General features: G+C 59.6%; 20 protein-coding genes, 3 tRNA genes and 2 rRNA genes. 5 read left to right on the forward strand and 20 right to left on the reverse strand.

The features are described 5' to 3' along the window. Positions 1–16 precede the first annotated feature (16 nt). Positions 17–541 carry a peptidylprolyl isomerase gene (locus L7A15_RS09330; RefSeq protein WP_237209052.1) on the reverse strand — a complete coding sequence of 175 codons (525 nt, stop codon included), beginning with the start codon at positions 539–541 and terminating at the stop codon, positions 17–19. A gap of 89 nt (positions 542–630) precedes the next feature. Then, positions 631–1,821 carry an ATP-binding protein gene (locus L7A15_RS09335; RefSeq protein WP_237209053.1) on the reverse strand — a complete coding sequence of 397 codons (1,191 nt, stop codon included), beginning with the start codon at positions 1,819–1,821 and terminating at the stop codon, positions 631–633. Positions 1,822–2,048: 227 nt separating this feature from the next. Between L7A15_RS09335 and L7A15_RS09340 the strand changes: the two genes are divergently transcribed. Continuing rightward, positions 2,049–2,651 carry a class I SAM-dependent methyltransferase gene (locus L7A15_RS09340; protein ID WP_237209054.1) on the forward strand — a complete coding sequence of 201 codons (603 nt, stop codon included), beginning with the start codon at positions 2,049–2,051 and terminating at the stop codon, positions 2,649–2,651. A 226-nt stretch (positions 2,652–2,877) separates the two neighbouring features. Further along, positions 2,878–3,423, forward strand: a complete 546-nt coding sequence (locus L7A15_RS09345) for a hypothetical protein (protein WP_237201098.1) — start codon at positions 2,878–2,880, stop codon at positions 3,421–3,423. Between the two features lie 141 nt (positions 3,424–3,564). Here the strand turns inward: L7A15_RS09345 and L7A15_RS09350 are convergent, their stop codons facing one another. The 18 genes from L7A15_RS09350 to dnaA all read right to left on the reverse strand — a co-directional run bounded on the left by L7A15_RS09350 (position 3,565) and on the right by dnaA (position 21,470). After that, positions 3,565–4,611: a hypothetical protein gene (locus L7A15_RS09350; RefSeq protein ID WP_237209055.1), complete on the reverse strand. Its 1,047-nt coding sequence runs from the start codon at positions 4,609–4,611 to the stop codon at positions 3,565–3,567. Positions 4,612–5,676: 1,065 nt separating this feature from the next. Beyond that, positions 5,677–5,793: ribosomal RNA gene (gene rrf / locus L7A15_RS09355) — 5S ribosomal RNA — on the reverse strand. 3 nt (positions 5,794–5,796) lie between these two features. Beyond that, a tRNA-Ala gene (locus L7A15_RS09360) sits at positions 5,797–5,869 on the reverse strand. Between the two features lie 123 nt (positions 5,870–5,992). Next, the gene (locus L7A15_RS09365) at positions 5,993–6,727 is read right to left on the reverse strand and encodes an ATP-binding cassette domain-containing protein (protein ID WP_237208981.1); all 735 of its coding nucleotides are present in this window, start codon (positions 6,725–6,727) and stop codon (positions 5,993–5,995) included. A 128-nt stretch (positions 6,728–6,855) separates the two neighbouring features. Continuing rightward, positions 6,856–7,140, reverse strand: coding sequence for a hypothetical protein (locus L7A15_RS09370; RefSeq protein ID WP_237201095.1), 285 nt, complete (start codon positions 7,138–7,140; stop codon positions 6,856–6,858). Continuing rightward, entirely contained in the window at positions 7,140–8,336 is a 1,197-nt protein-coding gene (locus tag L7A15_RS09375) for an inorganic phosphate transporter (RefSeq protein ID WP_237201094.1), read from the reverse strand. The genes L7A15_RS09370 and L7A15_RS09375 overlap by 1 nt, the downstream gene beginning before the upstream one ends. A gap of 606 nt (positions 8,337–8,942) precedes the next feature. Continuing rightward, a complete protein-coding gene (locus tag L7A15_RS09380) occupies positions 8,943–9,707 on the reverse strand; it encodes an IS6-like element IS6100 family transposase (RefSeq protein ID WP_001389365.1) in 765 nt (254 codons plus the stop codon). A gap of 631 nt (positions 9,708–10,338) precedes the next feature. Then, positions 10,339–10,455 (reverse strand): 5S ribosomal RNA (gene rrf, locus L7A15_RS09385). A 3-nt stretch (positions 10,456–10,458) separates the two neighbouring features. Then, positions 10,459–10,531, reverse strand: a tRNA-Ala gene (locus L7A15_RS09390). Between the two features lie 12 nt (positions 10,532–10,543). Beyond that, complete coding sequence (locus L7A15_RS10705) at positions 10,544–10,651, reverse strand: hypothetical protein (protein ID WP_237189639.1); 108 nt, start codon at positions 10,649–10,651, stop codon at positions 10,544–10,546. Positions 10,652–10,682: 31 nt separating this feature from the next. After that, positions 10,683–10,759, reverse strand: a tRNA-Ile gene (locus L7A15_RS09395). A gap of 160 nt (positions 10,760–10,919) precedes the next feature. Further along, positions 10,920–11,432, reverse strand: a complete 513-nt coding sequence (locus L7A15_RS09400) for a DUF3566 domain-containing protein (RefSeq protein WP_237189638.1) — start codon at positions 11,430–11,432, stop codon at positions 10,920–10,922. Next, positions 11,422–14,073, reverse strand: coding sequence for a DNA gyrase subunit A (gyrA, locus tag L7A15_RS09405; protein ID WP_237208982.1), 2,652 nt, complete (start codon positions 14,071–14,073; stop codon positions 11,422–11,424). The genes L7A15_RS09400 and gyrA overlap by 11 nt, the downstream gene beginning before the upstream one ends. Positions 14,074–14,148: 75 nt before the next feature. After that, positions 14,149–16,176, reverse strand: a complete 2,028-nt coding sequence (gene gyrB, locus L7A15_RS09410; protein WP_237189636.1) for a DNA topoisomerase (ATP-hydrolyzing) subunit B — start codon at positions 16,174–16,176, stop codon at positions 14,149–14,151. A gap of 325 nt (positions 16,177–16,501) precedes the next feature. Then, positions 16,502–17,113, reverse strand: a complete 612-nt coding sequence (locus L7A15_RS09415; RefSeq protein ID WP_237189635.1) for a DUF721 domain-containing protein — start codon at positions 17,111–17,113, stop codon at positions 16,502–16,504. After that, the gene (gene recF, locus L7A15_RS09420) at positions 17,114–18,304 is read right to left on the reverse strand and encodes a DNA replication/repair protein RecF (RefSeq protein WP_237209009.1); all 1,191 of its coding nucleotides are present in this window, start codon (positions 18,302–18,304) and stop codon (positions 17,114–17,116) included. Positions 18,305–18,342: 38 nt separating this feature from the next. Beyond that, complete coding sequence (gene dnaN, locus L7A15_RS09425) at positions 18,343–19,470, reverse strand: DNA polymerase III subunit beta (protein WP_237189634.1); 1,128 nt, start codon at positions 19,468–19,470, stop codon at positions 18,343–18,345. Positions 19,471–19,967: 497 nt separating this feature from the next. Then, positions 19,968–21,470 (reverse strand): chromosomal replication initiator protein DnaA, encoded by a 1,503-nt coding sequence (gene dnaA, locus L7A15_RS09430; RefSeq protein ID WP_237189643.1) that lies wholly within the window; start codon positions 21,468–21,470, stop codon positions 19,968–19,970. A 531-nt stretch (positions 21,471–22,001) separates the two neighbouring features. Between dnaA and rpmH the strand changes: the two genes are divergently transcribed. The 3 genes from rpmH to yidD all read left to right on the forward strand — a co-directional run bounded on the left by rpmH (position 22,002) and on the right by yidD (position 23,014). Further along, the gene (gene rpmH, locus L7A15_RS09435; RefSeq protein WP_083091541.1) at positions 22,002–22,139 is read left to right on the forward strand and encodes a 50S ribosomal protein L34; all 138 of its coding nucleotides are present in this window, start codon (positions 22,002–22,004) and stop codon (positions 22,137–22,139) included. Positions 22,140–22,230: 91 nt separating this feature from the next. Next, the gene (rnpA, locus tag L7A15_RS09440; RefSeq protein ID WP_237208983.1) at positions 22,231–22,614 is read left to right on the forward strand and encodes a ribonuclease P protein component; all 384 of its coding nucleotides are present in this window, start codon (positions 22,231–22,233) and stop codon (positions 22,612–22,614) included. 4 nt (positions 22,615–22,618) lie between these two features. After that, a complete protein-coding gene (gene yidD, locus L7A15_RS09445; protein ID WP_237208984.1) occupies positions 22,619–23,014 on the forward strand; it encodes a membrane protein insertion efficiency factor YidD in 396 nt (131 codons plus the stop codon). Positions 23,015–23,025 lie beyond the last annotated feature (11 nt).

Here is a 23,025-nt window from a genome sequence, read left to right on the forward strand (position 1 = left end):
TCTAGAGCTAAAAGTCTTAGAGCTCTTCGATGTCGATGGAGAAGATGACGACGTCCTCGACGGGGCGGTCCATAGCGCCGGTGGCTACGCCCTCAATGGCGTCAACGACCTTCTTGGAGTCTTCGTCTGCGACCTCACCGAAGATGGTGTGGCGGCCGTTGAGCCAGGGGGTTTCAACGGTGGTGATGAAGAACTGGGAGCCGTTGGTGCCGGGGCCTGCGTTGGCCATAGCCAGCAGGTAGGGCTTGTTGAAGCTCAGTTCGGGGTGGATTTCGTCCTTGAACTGGTAGCCGGGGCCGCCGATACCCTGACCGAGGGGGTCGCCACCCTGGATCATGAAGTCGCGGATGATGCGGTGGAAGATGACGTCCTTGTAGAGGGGGCCTTCCTGCACTTCGCCGGTGCGGGGGTGGCGCCATTCCTGGGTGCCGTCGGACAGGCCGATGAAGTTCTTGACGGTCAGCGGTGCGTGGTTACCGAAGAGGTTAACGACGATGTCACCGTGGTTGGTGTGAATAGTTGCTTTTGCAGTTGCAGTCATGCCCCTATTCTTGCACGGCTAGGTGGGTGCCCGCTAGATATGACCTGACCTTTTGCGGTGAGTGAAAGGGGCGGACGCCGGGGCGCGGCTTACACTTGCCCTGCCTGTCTCAGCACGAAGTCCTGCATTCCCGGCACCGTAAAGGCCAGCTGGCCCACACCCGGCGAGTACACCAGGCCTTTTTCGATGAGGGATTTACGCACCACGCTGGTTCCGTTAGCTGTCTTATCCAGGGCCTCTGCGATTTCTCCAGTGCGGGCGGCCTGACCTTTCATGACGCTGGCCATTGCAACGAGGTAGTCCTGTTCTGACTCGGTGGTCCGCTGCCAGCGGGTGAGGTAAAAGCCGCTATCTAGTTCGCTTCGCCCTACGGCAAGGCCAGCAAGCACATCGTCGTCGGTGATGGTCTGTTGGGCGGCAGAATTCCAGATAGCCTGCCCGTATTGCTGGATGAAGTAGGGGTAGCCCTGCGAGGCTACGGTTGCTTTTTCGAGGGCGCTTTCTACGATGTGGCCGCCGGGTTTGCGGATGGGCTCTACGAAAGCTCGTCGGGTTGCGTCGGGACTAAGAGCACCTATTTCGCGGTAGCTGAAGAGGCGTTCGGCGTAGGTTTTGATTTCCCCTAGCCGGGTGGGTACTGAGGGCAGGCCGGCTCCGATGATGTAAAAGGGTAGTTCCCGTTGTCCTGCTTCGTGCTGGGTTGTCAGGAGCATATCGAGCAGTTCGCTGTCGAGGTCTTGGATTTCGTCAATGAAAAAACCGATAGCTTTGGGCTGGGGGAGTTCCTTGAGGGCTTCTGCCAGGTTCAGGATTGCTTCGGGGAAGTCTATATCGAGGACGCCTGTGGTGAGGGCGGGTTCGTCAGTCTTGGGTTTGAGCACTAGGCGGGCTTGGGCAAAGCCCAGCGTGAGTGATAGTTCGGCAATGGAGGCGATTGCTCGCTGTATTGCGCTTCCAGTATGCCCCTGGGTGGCGACCCTGGTCTGCTGGGCAAGATCTCGTGCGAGTTTGATACGAAGCTGTTTCTGGGCAGAGGAGGTAAGGCTCCCTTCAAGTCTGAGCGTGAGCCAGCCGGAGCGTTCTGCATGGGTTTCTAGTCTGCGTAGAAGGACGGTTTTACCGACTCCGCGCAGGCCGTAGAGCATAAGCCCTCTAGCGGTCAGGCGCATTTTGCTGCGGGCTACAAGCCTGTCGAAGTCGATGATTTCTTGGTCTCGACCTGTGAGTTCAGGCGGTGTGAGCCCTGCTCCGGGGGTGAAGGGGTTGAGGTCTTGATTCATCGTTCACTGCTTTCTAAATCTTTCTAAGGCGTTCTAAAAAATATTTTAGAACGCCTTAGAAAGATTTAGAATAGCCCCTTCTGCGGTCTACACCCGGTAGTAGCCAGCGGCAGGGGGCAAACCGTCGGGGCGACGGCGAGCGCCCGGGGCGGGGCCGTCCGCACCTTACCTCCTACCTGGTACTTGCCCCCTTGTGGGGCCTATTTCTCCTGACCTACTATCAAAACATGCTTTCCTCTGACGAAAACCACTGGACTACCTACAACCAGGCGCAGGCAGGGCGCCCCGTGCGTCCACTCCTGACCCAGGCCCTGGGCTACTGCCACACACCGGGCAGGGCCCTCGACCTGGGAGCCGGGGCAGGCATAGAAACAGCCGAACTCCTCGCCCACGGTTTCCAGGTCCACTCCGTCGAACCTGACGAACGAAGCAAGAGTCTTATCCAAAACACCATCGAGCAGAAAGCCCCCGACACCCTAGAGCACTGGTCCCACACTGTAGCAACCGCCCAAGAGTTCACCTACGAGCAGCACAGCTATGACCTCATCTATTCCGGCTTCGCGCTTCCTTTCTGCCCACCAGAGCACTTCCCCGCCGTCTGGTCCCAGTTGCTAGACGCCCTAGCTCCCGGAGGCATTCTCGCCGTTGACCTACTCGGCCCCAAGGACTCCTGGGCAACCCAACCTTCGATTTCTACGGTTGAGCGCACCTGGCTTGAGCAGTCCCTAAAAAACCTCACTCTGGTGCAGTTTGACGAGAAAGCCCACCATGGGAAAACCTTTACCGGTGAAAAGTTCTGGCATATTTTCACTCTGATCGCCCAGCGATAGACCGGGGCCAGCCACTCCAGCCGGGGCGACGGCGAGCGCCCGGGGCGGGGCCGTCCGCGCACCCTTCAGGGACGCTTAACTTTAGCGGGCAGAGAAACATGAGGGTTTTTGTGCCCCCTCAGAGCACTTTTAAGGTTTTAGAAAGTAAGCTGATACTAACGATAACCCGCCTACCACCCCACCCCGAGAAGCGGGGCGACGGTGCGGGCCCACCCTGGAGGTAATCATGGCACTGTGCAAGAAGAGCAAGGCTAAGAAAGCTCAGAAGCAGGCAGAGAAGTTCCTGGCCAAGGCAGCTAAGGCCACCGGCAAGAAGGCTGATAAGCTGACTGCGCTCGCTGAGAAGAAGACCGCCCGCGCCCAGAAGTTCACCGGCGCTAAGGTTGCAGAGGTCCAGTCTTCCCTGGCTGAGAAGCTTCAGGCAAAGATTGATGACGTTACCCCCGCTGTTGAGAACGCTGTAGCGTCAGCCCGCACTAAGGCTGCCGATGTTGCTGAAACCGTTGCTGGCAAGCTGGCTGAGGTTGAGGCCCCCGCTGCTGCCCACACCGCGGCGGCTAAGGTCACTGGCGATAAGAAGGCCCTGAAGCAGGCTCAGAAGGCTGCTGTTAAGGCTGCTAAGTCCTACGCTAAGGAGCAGAAGAAGGCTTCGAAGAGCGGCGGCAAGGGCCTGCTGGTCTTTGGTCTGCTGGTTGCTGGTGCTGTTGCTGGTGCGGCTGCATTCAAGGCTTCCCGCCCGGTTGAGGATCCCTGGAAGACTCCTGCCGCCTAGGTCTGCATGACCTTCCCGGTGGGCGTCCTGACCCCGGCCTGGCGGTCAGGACGCCCGCCCCGGCTTCAAGCCCCGGCCCCCCTTGTGTGGGAGCCGGGGCTTGTTCCTATCTGCGACCGGGCATACGGCACAGGCCTACGCTCAGGGGGTGACCTCCCACTGCCCCTCAAAGTAGTAGGCGGAACCGGTGGCGTCTGTCAGGTCCATCCCAAGGACTCTGCCCACCTCAGTTCCTTGAACACCCGCGACCATGGCCTGGCGGGCGGCGTCCGCATCTCCCGTGTAACCCTCAAAACGGGCACTCACAAAGTAGTCTGTAGCGTCCCGGTACTTATTGACGCTAACCACCTGCAGCCCCTCAGTGTGCTCCGCAAAAACCTGGGCAATCGGGGTAGCTGAGCGCGACCACGCCTGTACCTCGCTCAGGGGCCCTAGGGCAAAAATCTGAACTTCCTGGGAGTCAAGATCAAGGTCGTACATATAAGAGACACTCTCGACATCAACCGGCCCTACCGGTTCCCACGCGGCCATCTCCGTCAGGAGGTCCTGCCGGTCGTCCCCTTGTTCCCCGTAGAGGTAGTATCTAACCTCAACCCAGGGGGAGTCATCGCCGTAGTAGTCAGCGCCGTGGGCTGAGACGGTCACCGATTGAAGGCGCTCGTCAGAGGCCCGCAGGAGCAGGTTCTGCCAGCTCTGGGTAGAGAGACTGATGGGCATGTCTTCGTGGCTGGCAATGTCGATATAGCCGCCGTCGGGCAGGTAGATGGTGGTGGAGTGGGTTGCTTCCCGCCGGAAGATTCCGCTGGTGCCACCCAGGTGAGGCACTGCCTCAGCCAGGTGCTCGGCGAGGGCCCCGGTTTCGATTGTCTGTGTGTCTGTGACGTCGAGCCAGGTTGTTTTTGCGTTTGCGAGGCCGCTGTCGGTGAGTAGGGATGAGTCCCAGATACTCTCACCATCAAGGGTGAGGTGGCTGCGGGCGCCGGAGTAGTAGGTGATAAGAGCTAGGGCGAGGAGGGTGGGTATTGCCAGTATTCCGAGCAGGATGAGGGCGTTGCGCCGGGTGTAGGTTGCGTTGTCGACGGGTGCGGACGGGGCTGCCGGGGGCGTGACGGGAGGTTGCGGCTTATCAGCGGGTGGGGAGCTTTCAGGCGGTGGGCCGTAGGGCGGGGCGGGGTGTACGTCGGTCATGGTGGTTTTAGCCTAGCAGAGGCGCCCAAGGCCCCAGGCACTGCCCCGCGCATACAAAAAAGGAACCCCAGTCTTTCAACTGGGGTTCCTTACCACATTTAATTCGGCGATGACCTACTCTCCCACACCATGAGGCAAACTTTTCCGAGCGAGCGAGGAAAATAAAAGTTTGCCGAATCGGCGAAGCCGTTAGAAACACACACCAGGAGCCACAAACCATCTACGCCCGGGCATGAACAACCAAGAAGAAACAGAAAACCCCAGCCATCAGGCTGGGGTTTTCCTTGAAAATTAACTCGGTGATAATCCGCTCTCCTGCTGTCGTCTGTGCGGATGAGCGCCAGGATTCCGAGCGAGCGAGGAAAAACAATCCCGGCGCGAATCGGACGAGCCTGCGAGGCCGTCGGCGCCCAGAGCCGCCCAAAGCACCCCAGGGTGACTCGCCCGGGTGGGACACACTTTTCTGCCTATAACCCACCCAGAACCCCACACCACCGGTGCACACAAAAAAGGAACCCCAGTCTTTCGACTGGGGTTCCTCACCACATTTAATTCAGCGATAATCCACTCTCTTACTGTCGCCTGTGCAGATGAGCGCCAGGATTCCGAGCGAGCGAGGAAAAACAATCCTGGCGCGAATCGGACGAGCCCGCGAGGCCGTCGGCGCTCAAAGCCACCCCAGGGTGACTCGCCCGGGGTGGGACACACTTTTCTGCCTATAACCCACCCAGAACCCCACACCACCGGTGCACACAAAAAAGGAACCCCAGTCTTTCGACTGGGGTTCCTTACCAAATTTAATTCGGCGATGACCTACTCTCCCACACCGTCGCCAGTGCGGATGAGCGCCGGGATTCCGAGCGAGCGAGGAAGAACAATCCCGGCGCGAATCGGCCGAGCCTGCGAGGCCGTCGGCGCTCAGAGCCACCCAAGTCGCCCCGGGGTGACGCACCCGGAGTGGGACACACTTTTCTGCCTATAACCCTATAACCCCCGAACCTCACACCACCCGCGTACACAAAAAAGGAACCCCAGTCTTTCGACTGGGGTTCCTTACCAAATTTAATTCGGCGATGACCTACTCTCCCACACCGTCGCCAGTGCAGTACCATCGGCGCTAAGAGCCTTAACTTCCGGGTTCGGGATGGGACCGGGTGTTTCCCTCTTGCTATAATCACCGAAGAGTGGAGGCGAGGGGACTCGAACCCCTAACCCCCTGCTTGCAAAGCAGGTGCGCTACCAATTGCGCCACGCCCCCGTGGTGTTATGCTTCAACCTTACTACAGGTTTTTTGCACGCGCAAACTAATTCTACCAAATGCGCGGTTAGCTCCACCACAGGTTTTGAGTAAAAACCTGAAAAATCAGCACAGCACCCAGGTTTATCCGAGGTGGTGTAGGTACATGTCGGGGTCGTCGAGCATGTTGCGCCAGTGGGTGGTCATATCAAGTTCAGCCCAGGCCAGTCTCTGAATCCCCCACTCCCCTATGTCCCACACCAGCTCGTTGCGGCGTGCAGCGAGCGCAGCAAGGAGTGGGCTGTGGGTGCAGAGCACTACTTGCCCGCCTCGCTCGAGAAAGGCGAGGACGCGGGCGCACAGTTCAAGTTGCCCCGAGAAAGATAGGCCTGATTCGGGTTCATCAAGGATCCAGAGGCCGTAATCATCGAAGGATTCTTCAAGTAAGCGCTGTGTGCCCTCCCCGTGGGAGAGGCGCAGAATATCGGCTGCCTGCTGTGATTTGAGGTTGGCCAGGTGTTCTAGGTGGGCCAGCATTCCCTCAGCTCGCAGGAAGAGCCCTGCCCGGCGTCCGGCGGCCCCGCGTACGACCTGGAGGTCAGCACCAAAGGCGGAGGCCTGCTCGTAGGTTAGGCGGGCAACCCGGTTATCCCCGCCCCCGAGTGGCAGGCCGTAGGCTTCTGCGATGGATTCCACGAGGGTGGATTTACCGGCCCCGTTTTCTCCCACGATGATAGTGAGTTGCCCAAAGGTGAGCCCTGCGAGCGCCGCCCGAGTGACGGCCAGGTGATAGGGCCAGGCATGGGCGCGGACGCCGGTGAGCGGCTCGAAGTCGCTACGGGCAGCAATACTGCGTAGGGGGAGGTCGTTGAGCACCATACGTCGCACCCTACCTGCACTCCCCCCAACAACACAAGACTCCGGGGGCACCGACGTCCGCCCCTTAAATCAACAGGGCCGGTGGTTTCACATGAAACCACCGACCCAGCCGTGTGATAACAGAACTCTTAGCCTGCAACTCCCAGGAAGTTGAAGCCAGTGTAGGCGTAGAGGAAGTCCTTAGCGATCCACAGGATGCCGCTGAGAACAGCCAGGACCAGCACCGCAAAAATAAGGTAGGCAAGGACGCGGGCGACGGGGTTCACCTGGGTGACTACAGTGCCGTCCCCGTCAGCGGCGGTCCCACTCAGTAGGCGAACCCCCAGGGCGTACAGGGCCGGGAGGCCAGCGCCAAAGAAGAGCCCAGCCAAGAACACAGGGTAAATCTTGTGGAAGATTTCAACGATGAGCATTAGGAACCTGCCTTCTCAACGATGGGGAGGGACTCGGTGTGAACCTCACGCAGCTTGCGGGCCTCACCGGAGTGCATGTCCAGGTGGGTGACTGCGTTCTTGCGGGAGTGGGCCCACATCCAGAAGCAGAAGCCGACCAGGATCAGGAAGACGGTTGCCTCACCCATCCAGGCACTACCGGTCACTGAGTTGATTCCGTTACCCACAAACCAGGTGATAGCGCCGACGGAGCCAGCGGCAGGCAGGGTAATGATCCAGGCGATAACCATGCGGCGGGCGGTTGACCAGCTCACCTTGGCGCGACGGCCAACACCGGAACCGATGATGGAGCCGGTAGCGACGTGGGTGGTGGACAGGGCCATACCGAAGTGGGAGGAGGTCAGAATAATAGCCGCTGAGGAGCCGTCCGCTGCGAAGCCCTGGGGGCCGTCGATATCGACGATGCCCTTACCCATGGTCTTGATAATGCGCCAGCCGCCCAGGTAGGTGCCGAGGGCGATAGCGACGGCACAGACGAAGCGAACCCAGAAGGGGATGTCAGCCTCGGGGTCGATTTCGTTGGCAGCGACCAGGGCCAGGAAGATAACACCCATGGTTTTCTGGGCGTCGTTGGTGCCGTGTGCCAGGGACATGAGGGACGCTGCGGAAATCTGGCCGAAGCGGAAGTTCTTGGTCTTGTTCTTCTCAGAGACCTTGTTGGTGAGGGCGTAGATGGTGGCGGTACCGATGCAGGCAACCATGCCGGCAATCAGCGGAGCCATGAGGGCGGGGACGATGATCTTCATGAGGACGCCGTTCCAGAGCACGCCGTCAGTGCCTAGGGAGGCCAGGGTGGCGCCGATCAGGCCGCCGAAGAGGGCGTGAGAGGAGCTGGAGGGTAGGCCCAGCAGCCAGGTGAAGACGTTCCAGAGGATCGCGCCGACCAGACCTGTGAAGACGATCAGCATGAGGTTGGGGCCGCCACCTGCTGTTTCTAGGTCAATGAGGCCGGAGCCGACGGTTTTAGCGACCTCGATGGAGAGGAAAGCGCCGATGAGGTTGAGAATAGCTGAGAGGGCGACTGCCGCCTTGGGCTTGAGGGCGCCGGTGGCGATTGAGGACGCCATGGCGTTAGCGGTGTCATGGAAGCCGTTAGTGAAGTCGAACGCCAGGGCGGTCAGTACGACGATCACTAGGATGATGAGTTCTGTAGTCACGCCTCTATTGTTCTGGGTTCAGCCTATTTTGGGAAACATCAGGGAACTGAGGTGTTGCTAGATTCTGAAATGTTGGTTAAGTTTTCTTAAACCCACATAACCAAAGACGATTTGGTGGCCCCTCAGGGGGATGGGAGTGTTTTTCCTGGATATGAGGGGGATGTGGGGGCAGGCATTCCCACATCTTGTGTGGTTTTGCATGGGTTTGTTGAGAGGACGAGAGTGCCCCCGGGGTGACTCGCACCGCCCTGCCAAGGTTTGTTTACCTATTGTTCACCTTTAAAGCCTGTGGTTTCGCCCACCGGACGCAAAAGACTTTCAAGCGATACTTGAAACCTGCTAGGTGATCTGCCAAGACCAGCCAGTCATCTAACCCCGCCATCTCAGTTCCCTGAACGGACGCGGGCGGGGCCACCCGGGGCACGACGAGAGGTTGCGGCCTGTCAGCTGGGCACTCAAGTGTTGAAAACGACGAACGCCCACCTTTCTTTCGAATGCCCGTAAATTTTACGGACGCTTGAAAGAAAGGTGGGCACACAGCACACCCAAGGTGGCTCTGTTGCAAAGATTGGCGGCAGTCAGAGGTAGGCTGTCGCTCTGCGCCGATCAGGCGGCTGCTGCGAAATGGTGGTTGAGCATGCCCATGGCCTCCGTCAGCGCCGAGGGCCCAATGCCAAAAGCTCTCTCCACAAGGCGCACCTCGCCCCTGATGCCGGGCTGCAGGCACCAGGGGCGAGCCTGTCCTTTGCGCAGGGCTCGCATGACTTCGAATCCCTTGATCGTGGCATAGGCCGTGGGGATCGATTTGAAACCGCGCACCGGCTTGATCAGTATCTTGAGCTTTCCGTGATCGGCCTCGATCACGTTATTGAGATACTTCACCTGCCGGTGGGCCGTCTCCCGGTCCAGCTTTCCTTCGCGCTTCAATTCGGTGATCGCTGCACCATAGCTCGGCGCTTTGTCGGTATTGAGCGTGGCAGGCTTTTCCCAGTGCTTCAGGCCTCGCAGGGCCTTGCCCAGGAACCGCTTCGCTGCCTTGGCGCTGCGGGTCGGCGACAGGTAGAAATCGATCGTGTCGCCCCGCTTGTCGACTGCCCGGTACAGGTAGGTCCACTTGCCCCGCACCTTGACGTAGGTTTCATCCAGGCGCCAGCTCGGATCAAAGCCACGCCGCCAGAACCAGCGCAGCCGCTTCTCCATCTCCGGGGCGTAGCACTGGACCCAGCGATAGATCGTCGTATGGTCGACCGAAATGCCGCGTTCCGCCAGCATTTCCTCAAGGTCGCGATAGCTGATCGGATAGCGACAATACCAGCGCACCGCCCACAGGATCACATCACCCTGGAAATGGCGCCACTTGAAATCCGTCATCGTTCCGTCCGTCCAATCTCCGCCAAGCATGCTCAAGCTTCACGATTTTTGCAACAGAGCCTCACATCACCCTGGAAATGGCGCCACTTGAAATCCGTCATCGTTCCGTCCGTCCAATCTCCGCCAAGCATGCTCAAGCTTCACGATTTTTGCAACAGAGCCCCCAAGGTGCCCAGAACCCCACCATCCTGCGCATGCAAAAGGACCCCCAGTCTTTCGATTGGGGGTTCCTCACCAAATTTAATTCGGCGATGACCTACTCTCCCACACCATGAGGCAAACTTTTCCGAGCGAGCGAGGAAAATAAAAGTTTGCCGAATCGACGAAGCCGTTAGAAACACACACCAGGAGCCACAAACCGTCCACACCCGGGCATGAACAACCAAGAAGAAACAGAAAACCCCAGCCATCAGACTGGGGTTCCTCACCAAATTTAATTCGGCGATAATCCACTCTCCTGCTGTCGCCTGTGCGGATGAGCGCCGGGATTCCGAGCGAGCGAGGAAGAATAATCCCGGCGCGAATCGGCCGAGCCTGCGAGGCCGTCGGCGCCCCGTGCCACCCCAGGCACTGCCCCGCGCATACAAAAAAGGAACCCCAGTCTTTCGACTGGGGTTCCTTACCAAATTTAATTCGGCGATGACCTACTCTCCCACACCGTCGCCAGTGCAGTACCATCGGCGCTAAGAGCCTTAACTTCCGGGTTCGGGATGGGACCGGGTGTTTCCCTCTTGCTATAATCACCGAAGAGTGGAGGCGAGGGGACTCGAACCCCTAACCCCCTGCTTGCAAAGCAGGTGCGCTACCAATTGCGCCACGCCCCCATCGGGTGCTACCTATGAAATTTTGTCTGTAGCTTCTTCCCAAGTCTTTTTATTCTCTTGAGAATTCTTGGCTTGTTTCGCTGCGACAGTTGCTAGGACTGCGGCGATTGCGATTGTCATAAATTTCTTCATGTCAACCTTTCAACCAAGGTGGTGGGCGTACCAGGAATTGAACCTGGGACCTCTACATTATCAGTGTAGCGCTCTAACCGTCTGAGCTATACGCCCTTGGTGTTCATCAGAACGAGATATAACTTTACACAGGTTTTCACCCCTTGCCAAATTGAAACGGCGTGTTCTGAGACACAGTCCTTTCGGGGTGTTTAAAAGGTTCGTGGCGCCCTACTTGAGGCAGGGCGCCACGGGTTTCAAGAGTGTCTCACTGGGCTTATTCGTCGGTGAGGGTCACACCAATACCGCCGACGAGGCGGGCTGCTACGTTGTAGAGCATGGCGGCGAGGGCTCCGAGAATCGTTATCAGAACAACGTTCACTACAGAAATGATGGTGCTGTAGAGAGCCACCTGGCCGAGTGACAGGTATTCAGAGATGTCAACGGCGTTGCTGGTGGTGCCGAGTAGCTGCAGTAGGTCGTTGAGGCTCTGGAAGGCGCCCGTGGCCTGCATGACGAGCCAGAGAATAACGGCTGCTACGACAGTAACGATACCGATGGCTACCGACAGCAGGAAAGCCAGCTTGGCGACGGAGAAGGTGTCTACCTTTGCGACGACCAGGCGGGCGCGGCGGATCTTGGATCGGGGCGCAGGACGTACGAGGGGCTTGCGCTGGCCTCCGGGGGCGACGCCGCCTTGGGGGCGAGCCTGCGGGCGGCCCTTACCCTGGGCTGCGCGAGGGGTTCCTGTGCGCGGCGCGGGGCGGGCTGCGGTGCTGTTACTGCTCACTCTTACCTCCAGTGGTGTCTGCGGTTTCTAGGTCCGCCGGTATGGTCTTGTTTTCTAAAGTTACTTCATCTACCGACTTTTCGTCGCTTTCGGCGCTGTTTTCGTCGGTGTTGTCTGACTCATCGAGGTTACGTTCGTAGTTGCGGGCAACTTCGAGGATTTCGTCGTTCTTGCCGGGTTTGGCGAAGATGACGCCCATGGTGTCGCGACCCTTGGCGGGTACTTCTGAGACTGCGGTTCGGACGACTTTGCCGGACTGCATGACGACCATGACTTCGTCCTCTTCGCTCACAATAAGGCCGCCGACGAGGTCGCCGCGGTCTTCTGCCAGCTTGGCGACCTTGATACCGAGGCCGCCTCGGCCTTGGACGCGGTACTGGTCGACCTGGGTGCGCTTGGCGTAGCCGCCTGCGGTGACGACGAAGACGTAGGAGTCGTCGGTGACGACGTTGGCTGAGAGTAGCTCGTCGCCGTCACGGAACTTCATGCCGGTGACGCCGGAGGTTGCGCGGCCCATGGGGCGCAGGGCTTCGTCGGTGGCGGTGAAGCGCAGGGACTGGCCTTGGCGGGAGATGAGGAGCAGGTCGTCTTCGGCGCTGGCCAGCTGGGCTGAGACGAGTTCGTCGCCGTCGCGCAGGTTGATGGCGATGACGCCGGCAGTGCGGTTGGTGTCGTAGTCCGACAGGGCGGTTTTCTTCACCAGGCCGTTCTTGGTGGCCAGGATCAGGTAGGGGGCGTCCTCGTAGGACTTGAGTTCCATGACCTTGGCGATGGTTTCTTCGGGTTGGAAGGCCAGGAGGTTAGCCACGTGCTGGCCCTTGGCGTCGCGGCCGGCTTCCATGAGTTCGTAGGCCTTGGTGCGGTAGACGCGACCCAGGTTGGTGAAGAAGAGGATCCAAGAGTGGGTGGAGGTGACGAAGAAGTGCTGGACGACGTCGTCCCCGCGCAGGGAGGCACCCTTGATGCCCTTGCCGCCGCGGTGCTGGGAGCGGTACTGGTCGCTGCGGGTGCGCTTGACGTAGCCGCCGCGGGTGATGGTGACGACCATTTCTTCCTCGGGGATGAGGTCTTCCATGGACATGTCGCCGTCATAACCCATGAGGATCTTGGTGCGGCGTTCGTCGCCGAATCGGCCGACGATTTCGGCCAGTTCTTCGGAGATGATGGCACGCTGGCGGTCTTCAGAGGCAATGATTGCGTTGTATTCGTCGATCATGCGCATGAGCTCGTCGTGGCGGTCCTGGATCTTCTGGCGTTCCAGGGCGGCCAGGCGGCGCAGCTGCATGTTCAGGATTGCCTGGGCCTGGGCTTCGTCGATGTCGAGGAAGTCCATGAGGCCGGTGCGGGCGTCGTCGGCGGTGGGGGAGCGGCGGATCAGGGCGATAACCTCGTCGAGGGCGTCGAGGGCCTTGAGCAGGCCGCGCAGGATATGCGCTTCTTCTTCGGCCTGACGCAGACGGTAGCGGGTGCGGCGCACGATAACTTCGAGCTGGTGGTTGACCCAGTGGCGGATGAAGGCATCCAGGGAGAGGGTGCGGGGCACGCCGTCCACGATGGCCAGCATGTTGGCTGAGAAGTTTTCCTGTAGCTGGGTGTGCTTGTAGAGGTTGTTCAGCACCACCTTGGGCACGGCGTCGCGCTTGAGGACGATCACCAGGCGCTGTCCGGTGCGACCGGAGGTTTCATCGCGCAGGTCAGCAATGCCGGTGATTTTGCCGTCCTTGACCAGTTCGGCAATCTTGATGGCCAGGTTGTCGGGGTTGGCCTGGTAGGGCAGTTCGGTGACGACCAGGCAGGTACGGCCCTGGATTTCTTCGACATTGACCACAGCCCGCATGGTGATGGAGCCGCGACCGGTGCGGTAGGCCTGTTCGATTCCCTTGTGGCCCAGGATGGTGGCGCCGGTGGGGAAGTCGGGGCCCTTGATACGGGCAATAAGGGCTTCGAGGAGTTCCTCATTGGTGGCGTCGGGGTTCTGCAGGAACCATTGCACACCGTCGGCCACCTCGCGCAGGTTATGCGGCGGAATGTTGGTGGCCATACCGACGGCAATACCCGAGGAGCCGTTGACCAGCAGGTTGGGAATACGGGAGGGCAGGACGACCGGTTCCTGGTTTTTGCCGTCGTAGTTGGGCTGGAAGTCTACGGCGTCCTCGTTGATGTCTCGCACCATTTCGAGGGCCAGGGGGGCCATCTTGGTTTCGGTGTAACGGGGAGCCGCTGCACCGTCGTTACCGGGGGAGCCGAAGTTACCCTGACCGAGAGCCAGCGGGTAGCGCATGACCCAGTCCTGGATCAGGCGCACCAGGGTGTCGTAGATAGCGGCGTCGCCGTGGGGGTGGTATTGACCCATGACTTCGCCGACGACGCGGGCGCACTTGTTGAAGGATCGCTCGGGGCGGTAGCCGCCGTCGTACATGGCGTAGATGACGCGACGGTGGACGGGCTTGAGGCCGTCACGGACGTCGGGTAGGGCGCGGCCGATGATGACGGCCATGGCGTAGTCCAGGTAGGAGCGTTCCATTTCTGAACGCAGGTCGACAACCTCGACGTTGCCCCCGGGGGGTGCGGCGTCGGTGGTGGCGGGAATGATCTCGCCGTCGACGGGCTGGTGTGAGCTAGTGGTGTTCTCGTCGCTCATAAATTCCTCTGTTCGTATCCTTGACTTCTTTTATTCCTTAAGGGTTATATATCGCATTTTTCATGCGCAAACCCTTTAGATATCAAGGAATCGGATGTCTTTTGCGTTCTGCTGGATAAATTCTCGGCGGGCCTCGACGTCCTCACCCATCAGCACGGAGAAGATCTGGTCGGCAGCTGCGGCGTCCTCCATCTTGACCTGCAGGAGGGTGCGGCGCTCGGGGTCCATGGTGGTGTCCCAGAGCTCGGTGTAGTCCATCTCGCCCAGACCCTTGTATCGCTGAATACCGTTGTCCTTGGGCAGGCGCTGGTTCTTGGCGTAGCCGGCCTCCAGAGCGGCGTCGCGCTCGGCGTCTGAGAAGACGTAGTCGTGCGGGGCGTTAGACCACTTGATGCGGTAGAGCGGGGGCTGGGCCAGGTAGACATAACCAGCCTCAATGAGGGGACGCATGTAGCGGAAGAGCAGGGTCAGCAGCAGGGTGGTAATGTGCTGACCGTCGACGTCCGCGTCGGCCATGAGGACGACCTTGTGGTAGCGGGCTTTTTCAATGTCGAAGTCCTCGCCGATACCGGTACCGAAGGCGGTAATCAGCGACTGGATTTCAGCGTTGGAGAGGGCGCGGTCGAGGCGAGCGCGTTCCACGTTCAGCACCTTACCGCGCAGGGGCAGGATGGCCTGGGTTTCGGGGTTACGGCCGCGCACGGCCGAACCGCCTGCGGAGTCACCCTCCACCAGGTAAATCTCTGAGATGGAGGGGTCCTTGGAGGAGCAGTCCTTGAGCTTGCCGGGCATAGAGCCGGTTTCAAGCAGGCCCTTGCGGCGGGTGGTTTCGCGGGCCTTGCGAGCGGCCAGGCGGGCCTGGGCTGCGGTGATGGCGCGGCGGACGATTTCCTTGCCGGTGCTGGGATTGCGCTCTAGCCAGTCGCCCAGCTGGTCCATGGTTTCGCGCTGCACAAAGGCCTTGGCTTCGGAGTTACCCAGCTTGGTCTTGGTCTGGCCCTCGAACTGGGGCTCGGAGATCTTGACGGAGACGACGGCGGTCAGGCCTTCGCGGACGTCTTCACCGGTGAGGTTGTCGTCCTTGTCGCGCAGGAGCTTGTTGTCGCGGGCGAAGCGGTTGATCAGGGTGGTGAGGGCGGTGCGGAAGCCTTCTTCGTGGGTGCCGCCCTCGTGGGTGTTGATGGTGTTGGCATAGGTGTGGACCGATTCCTTGTAGGCGGTGGTCCACTGCATGGCTACTTCCAGGCTCATCATGCGGTCGGTATCTTCGCTTTCGAAGGCGATGATGTCATCGTGCACCGTGGTGAGCTTCTTGGAGGTGTTCAGGAAGTTCACGTAGTCGAAGAGGCCGTCCTTATACATGTAGGTGACGGTCTTGTAGCCGTTGGCGTCGGCCCCAACCTGGTTGAGGGGTAGTTTTTCGGGTTTCTCTTCGCCGGTGACTTCGTCGCCTTCGTGCAGCTCGCGTTCGTCGGTGAGCTGGATAGTCAGGCCCTTGTTGAGGAAGGCCATCTGCTGGAAGCGGGCACGCAGGGTCTCGAAATCGAATTCGACGGTTTCGAAGATTTCGGGGTCGGGGTAGAAGGTCTGGGTGGTGCCGGTTTCGTCGGTCGCTTCCCCGCGGGTGAGGGGTTTGACGGTGTTGCCGCCGTTGGCGTAGCTGATGTGCCACTTGTAGCCCTGGCGGCGAACCTCGGTTTCGACCCGGGTAGAGAGTGCGTTAACGACGGAGATACCCACGCCGTGTAGGCCGCCGGAGACAGCGTAGCCGCCGCCACCGAACTTGCCGCCAGCGTGCAGGATGGTCATGACCACTTCAACGGTGGGCTTCTTTTCGGTGGGGTGTTCATCGACCGGGATGCCTCGACCGTTGTCGGCAACCCGAACGGCACCGTCCTTTTGAATGACGACCTCGATCAGGTCAGCGTGCCCGGCCAGGGCTTCGTCGACGGAGTTGTCGACGACTTCGTAGACCAGGTGGTGCAGGCCGCGTTCGCCGGTTGAGCCGATATACATACCGGGACGCTTGCGGACCGCTTCGAGGCCCTCAAGGACGGTAATGTCGGCCGCGCCGTATTCGTGGGTTGTTTCTTCAGCTGCCACAGGTGGTTAGGCTCCTTGCATGGTCGGTATCGCACCAGGCCAGGGAAAGATAACCGAGGCTCACCTCCCCGGGGTGGGGAGTGCCTGGAGGGCCCGCAGATAGGTGCGCGTATTCTCTGCTAATTCTACCGCAAAATAGCCTTTTCTAACCGGTTTTGTGATGTTTCAGAAGGGGCCTATCGGTTTAAACCGCCCTGGCTGGCCGCGGGAGCGAATAACCCCCGTTGGCTGTGGGTTCATACAGGCAACGGGGGTCGGGGGCGCAGAAGCGATTTTTCAGGGGCCGCTGTGGGGGCCAGGGAGACAAGGACGGCGGCGCGGCAGCTTATCCGTAGGTGTCGCGGGGGCCTCGCCCGCCGGGCACCCGGTAGCGGCCCTTCTTCCAGGTGGGGGCGTTGGGGCCAAAGGCCTTGATGTCGGTAACGACGTCATCCCCCAGTTCGCTGTTGAAGCGGCGCATGATGTCGTATTTCATGTGGCGGATTTGTACCGCCCAGGCGGTCGATTCGCAGCGCACGGTCAGCACGCCCTGGTCGAAGCTCTCGGGGGTGGTTTTGTCAGACATTTGTTGCCCTACCAGTTCAGGCCATCGGGCCATGACAGATGACACGGCGAGCGGGGTCGTCCAGCCTCGTTCCATGATGATCCGGTTGATGAGGCCGCTGAGGGCTTGGGGGTCCCGGGCACTGGGGCCGGGGCCAGTGTACCCTCCGAGCTGGTCGCTTGAGCCGGGGGAGCGGTAGGTGCGGACTTTCGTGCCGGGTTCGGCCGTCATGACCTTGCTGAAGTCTTTGATGATTTTGCGCCCGGCGGCGCCCTTCACCCTGAGTTCTCCTCGGGCTTCTTTGGCAGCCCGGATGCGGGATAGCAGGGCGTGTGGGGCGTCTACAGCCTCATCGGAATATTCCGAATTGTATATATCTTCGACGGGATTCATTTATTCCCCACCGCTCATATTTCCTGGTGGGGTTTGGATATGGACCTGGCCAGGCTCTACCTTCACCAGGGTAATCTCCCCTAACTCCTCCGGAATATCACTAGCCACAGCGCAGGTCACCAATACCTGCTCAGCCCCAGCGACAATAGCCCCCAACCGGTGACGGCGGGCAGTATCAAGCTCTGCAAAGACATCATCCAAAATCAGGATGGGGGAGGAGCCCGGAGCATCGTTATCTGCCAGGTGGACGTACCAGGCCCCCAGCTTCAAGGCCAAGGCATAGGACCAGCTTTCCCCGTGGGAGGCAAACCCCTTGACCGGAATATTCCCCAGCTCCAGGGCGATATCATCCCGGTGGGGCCCCAGCAGGGTCACGCCCCGTTCCAGCTCCTCACTACGCTTCTCTACGAAGCTACGCATCATAGCCTGACGCATATCCTCAACAGACATCAGGGCAGCGCGGGGGAGCACCTCCCCTGAAATCGCCGGAAAAATCGTGGATTCATACGTCACCCCCACAGCTTTAGACCCATCAGTCAGCTGCTGGTAGGCCTTCTGCACCTGGGGCAGAAGCAGGTCAAGCGTACGCAACCGGGCCTGCAAGAGGTGGGCACCGACGTCCGCAAGCTGCTTATTCCACACCTCAAGCGTGTAGAGGTCATCCCCCGCCGAAACCCGACGCGAGCGCATGGATTTGAGCAGGGAGTTGCGTTGCCGCAGGATTTTCTCGTAATCAGCCCGGTAGGAAGCAACCGAGGGGCGGAGGGAAACAGCTAGGTCATCCAGAAAACGGCGGCGCCCTGCCGGATCTCCCTTGACCAGTTGCAGGTCCTCGGGGGAGAAAAGCACGGTGCGGGTTACTCCGAGTGCTTCACGGGCCCGGACGGGGGCTGCCCGGTTGATCCGCACCCGGTTGCTTTTGCCCGGGGCCAGCTCAAATTCCAGGATGGTCTGCTGGTTGCCCCGAATGGTGCGGGTGCGGATGTAGGCGCGGTCAGCGCCCACACGTACCAGCGGGGAATCCTGGCTGACCCGGTGGGAGGAAAGCTGGGCGGTGTAGTCCACAGCCTCCACGATGTTGGTTTTACCGACTCCGTTAGAGCCGAGAAAGACCGTAACACCGGGGGTGAGCGGCAGGTTCAGGAGCCGGTAGGTGCGGAAGTCCATCAACGATAGGTGGTCGATGTACAGCGCTTACTCCTTGGATGAGGGGTGGGCCCGGGGTGGCCTTAGTTGTTCTGGAGGCGGATCGGCATGAGCAGGTAACGGTAGTTCTTTTCGTCGTCGGCCTGCCAGTCGTCCTGCTCTGAGAGCACGACGGGCTTGCGGGGGTCGGTGAAGGAGAACCGCACGAACTTGTTGGCGGTGAAGGTGTTCAGGCCTTCTGAGAGGTAGCTGGGGTTGAAAGCGACGGTGATGTCCTCCCCGTGCAGCTGGGCCTGGATGACTTCGGTAGCCTGGGCGTCCTCGCCGGTGCCGGCGTCCAGGGTGACCTGCCCCTGGGTGAAAGCCAGGCGGACGGGGGTATTGCGCTCAGCGACCAGGGAGACGCGGCGGACAGCTTCCATGAGGTCTGAGGTGCGGACGATAGCGTGAACCGGGGTGACCTCGGGGAAGAGGGAACGGATCTTGGGGTATTCGCCGTCGACGAGGAGGCTGGTGGTCCGGCGAGAATTTGATTCAAAGCCGATGAGCTCGTGGGCGTCTGACAGGGCGATAGAGAGGTCGCCTGATCCGCCGAGGGTCTTAGCAACTTCAGAGAGGGTCTTGGCCTTGACCAGGGCTGCAGTTGAGATGGAGCTGTCGGCCGGGGACCAGGTGAGTTCACGCATGGCCAGGCGGTAGCGGTCGGTGGCAAGCAGGGTGATCTGGTCACCTTCGATTTCCATACGGACGCCGGTCAGAATCGGTAGGGTGTCGTCCTTGGAGGCTGCTACCGATACCTGGCTCACGGCCTTTGCAAATTCGCTGCCCTCGACGGTACCTGAAAGGGCAGGGAGGGCCGGAAGTTCGGGGTAGTCAGCTACCGGCATGGAGGCCAGGTTGAAGTTTGATGAGCCGCAGGAGAGATGAACCTTACCGTCGCGTAGTTCAAAGAGGACGTCGGCGCGGGGTAGGGAGCGGCAGATGTCGGCCAAGAGACGGCCGGAGACGAGAGCTTCGCCTTCTTCTGCGATGTCAGCTTCGATGGTGAGTTTGGCTGAGGTTTCGTAGTCAAAGCTGGCGATTGATACTTCCCCGGCTGCTGCTTTGATCATGAGGCCTGACAGGACAGGCACAGGAGGGCGGGGGGAGAGGGATCGAGCGGTCCAGCTTACCGCCTCGGCCAGAGTATCGCGTTCAACAGTAAATTTCACTGGAGCACCTTTCAGATGAACAAAGACAAAGCCGTGCAGAGCGCAGGGCATAACTCAGTCTTTCAGTCTACCCGAACAGAGCTTGAGGGATTTTGTGTAATTTCAAGAATCTGACACCCCTGAACCTGATGCCTGTCCAGCCGAACTTGTAATTACAGAAACCAGCCCACCCGCCGCCGTCCGCAGAGCATTTTTTGTTATTTGACGTTTTTTCTTTAAGGAAAGTAGTGTTAATAGCCCTTGTGAAAACTGTGGAAAACCGGCCACAGCCTTGCAAACTCAAGGAAGAGCGTGTGAACTGCTTGTGCATAAGGACAGCTCCATCTGTGAATGAATAGTGGATGGATATTTATGCACTCACTGATGTGCACAACTTCTGCATATCTATGCACTTAACGTCCACATTAATTCAGGCCTTCTTCATTAAGTTATCCACAGCCCCCAAAAACAGGGCATAACCCGTATTTCCCCAGGTCAGACCCTGCTCCTGGCCGGACTTACTCCTTAGAAGCCTGCTTGATGCGGTTGGTCAGCTCCGTCACCTGGTTGAAAATCGGACGACGCTCAGCCATCAGGCTACGGATCTTACGGTCTGCGTACATCACAGTCGTATGGTCACGATCTCCCAGCTCCTGGCCAATCCGAGGCAGGGACATATCCGTCAGCTCCCGCAAAAGGTACATAGCAATCTGACGGGCGTTCACGAGAGTGCGGCTACGAGACTTCGAGCGCAAATCCTCAATCGTCACCTCAAAATACTCAGCAGTAGCCGCCAAAACCTGGGATGCCGTAATCTCCTGCACCCCATCGTCCAGAAGAAGATCCTTGAGTACCTGCTCAGCCAACTGCATATCAACAGCCTGCTGCTGCAAGGACGCAAAGGCCGTCACCCGAATCAAAGCGCCCTCCAACTCGCGGATATTAGTCGAGATACGGGACGCAATGTACTCCATAACGTCATCAGGCACGTCCAGGCCCTCATTCTGGGCCTTCTTCCGCAGAATCGCGATTCGGGTTTCAAGCTCAGGCGGCTGCACATCCGTAATCAGCCCCCACTCAAAGCGCGAGCGCATGCGCTCCTCAAAACCAGTCAGCTGCTTAGGCGGCAAATCAGAAGTAATCACCACCTGCTTCTGGTGGTTGTGCAAGGCATTGAAGGTATGGAAGAACTCCTCCTGCGTGCTTTCCTTACCCGCCAGGAACTGGATGTCGTCGATCAGGAGCATATCGACATTGCGGTAAATCTGCTTGAAAGAATTGTCGTTCTTATTGGCCAGGGAATTAATGAAGTCGTTCGTGAACTCCTCAGAATTCACGTAGCGCACGCGCAGGCCAGGGTAGAGGCTCTTGGCATAGTGGCCGATAGCGTGCAGCAGGTGGGTCTTACCCAGGCCCGAACCCCCGTAAATAAAGAGGGGGTTATAGGCTGAGGCCGGGGTTTCAGAGACCGCGAAGGCCGCCGCGTGGGCAAAGCGGTTGGACTGGCCAATCACAAAGCTATCAAAGGTGTACTTGGGGTTCAGGCGGGCGGTGGAATCCCAGGTCGTGACGGTCGCACCGGCTGCCTCAGCAGGGGCACCGGGGGCGGACGCTGCAGCCTCCTCTTCCTCAGCAGAAGCCGGTTCTTCACCCGGAAGGGGGGCAAAATCCTCGTCCTCAGCGACGGGGGCCGGGGCGTCCTCAAACGCCACCGGGGCAGGAGCTACCGGGGCCTGCTGGGCAGGAAGAACCCGCTCCACCGCAGGGGCGGCCTTCTCCGGGGAGCTCTCCAAACTGGTATCAATAATGAAAGCCTCCGTGACCCCCTGACCAAAAGTAGCCGTAATGGCCTCCTGCAGGGTGTCCTTGAGTTCGTGCTGGAAAATGTCGCGTGTGAACTCACTCGGAACCGCAATCAGCAGCACATTCCCCATAAAAGCATGAGGCTGAGCCAACCCAATATGGGCCCGGTGCCGTTGGGCAACCGAGGTATCCGCACGCAGAAGCGCAACCAAACGCATCCACTGCTTCTGCAACTCAGGATCCAGATAATCGCCCACGCAGGCCTCCTCATACAAAAAAATTTATCAACATGATATCCACACCATCGGGCGGTTCTCCACAGTTATCACCAGGTTTATCCACAGAGTGGAAAACTTGTGATTTATCGGTGGGATACCTGTTTACAGTATGTGATTAAACCTCGCACCGCTAGCTCTAAAGCTGAAAAACTTGTAACTTACAAAACCTGCCGCACCCCTGTGGATAACTCCCGCTAGGGGCAAGGTTGACCACCGCTATCCACAGGTGTGCCCAAACTCTCTTGCCAGCCTGTGATTAAAGACCTACCGCGTGCGGGCTTGACCTTGTATCAACACCTCTTCTAGAGTTGATTAGTCAAAGTGTGCTAAAACTATGCCCACACGCGGGGCATGACCTTAGATCGCGCACCACAGCGCACCCTAAGGGCAGCACACCAGCAAGAAGCGTCAACCTGTTCGAAGAACTGTTGAAAGGTTGGCCCCCGTACCAACCATTTTTGGAGTAACCAAATGAGCAAGCGGACTTTCCAGCCGAATAACCGCCGCCGCGCCAAGAAGCACGGCTTCCGTCTTCGCATGCGTACCCGTGCAGGCCGCGCCATCCTCGCGAACCGTCGTTCAAAGGGCCGCGCAAGCCTCTCAGCATAAGGCTTTTCATCTCCTCGCCTCGGCCTAGCTTCGCAGGCCAGCGTGATAACGCAGCCCGCCAAGAGACGACCGAACCCGAAAAGGAGAATACGTGCTGGCACAACAGCACCGGATGCGAGCTTCGGCTCAATTCTCAGCAACTACACGTTCCGGCGCCCGCTCAGGGCGTCGGAACTTAGTTCTATATACAGCCAAAACAGGCGAAGAACCAACCCTCATCGGTTTCATCGTCTCCAAAGCCGTCGGCAACGCCGTCACCCGCAACAAAACCAAACGCCGCCTACGGGAAGCAATCGCGCCCTTCGTCGCCGAAAACCCCACCGGCTACTCAGTCGTCATCCGAGCCCTCCCACCCGCCGCAACAGCGTCCTACCGGGACCTCAACGCCGACCTCACCGGAGCACTCACCACCGCCCTCAAAAAACTCAGCACCCCGCAGACCGCTCCCCCCACCACCACCCGAGAGGAGCTCTAACACCATGGGCACCTCCCACCCCACCCCCGAGAAGAACAACGACGTCCTACTCAACAACGCCCCCCACGAATTCGTCGTCCCCACCACCCTCACGCAGGCCCTCATCACCCTGCCCCAAAACGCCCTCATCGCCTTCATCAAGCTCTACCGGGCCATCATCTCCCCCCTCTACGGCGACGTCTGCAAGTACTACCCCACCTGCTCCGCCTACGGCCTCGAAGCCCTCACCACCCACGGCGCCGTCCGAGGACTCTCCCTCACCGTCCGCCGGATCCTCCGCTGCCACCCCTGGGCCACCGGCGGGCTCGACCCCGTCCCCACCGGCCGCCGCACCTTCACACCCGGCACCGAACCCAAAATCATTCTTCTAAACCACCCCCACCAGCACACCAGCCGCTAAAAGCACCGACG

The organism is Rothia nasimurium, from assembly GCF_928391935.1.
In the GTDB taxonomy this organism is placed as follows: domain Bacteria; phylum Actinomycetota; class Actinomycetes; order Actinomycetales; family Micrococcaceae; genus Rothia; species Rothia nasimurium_D.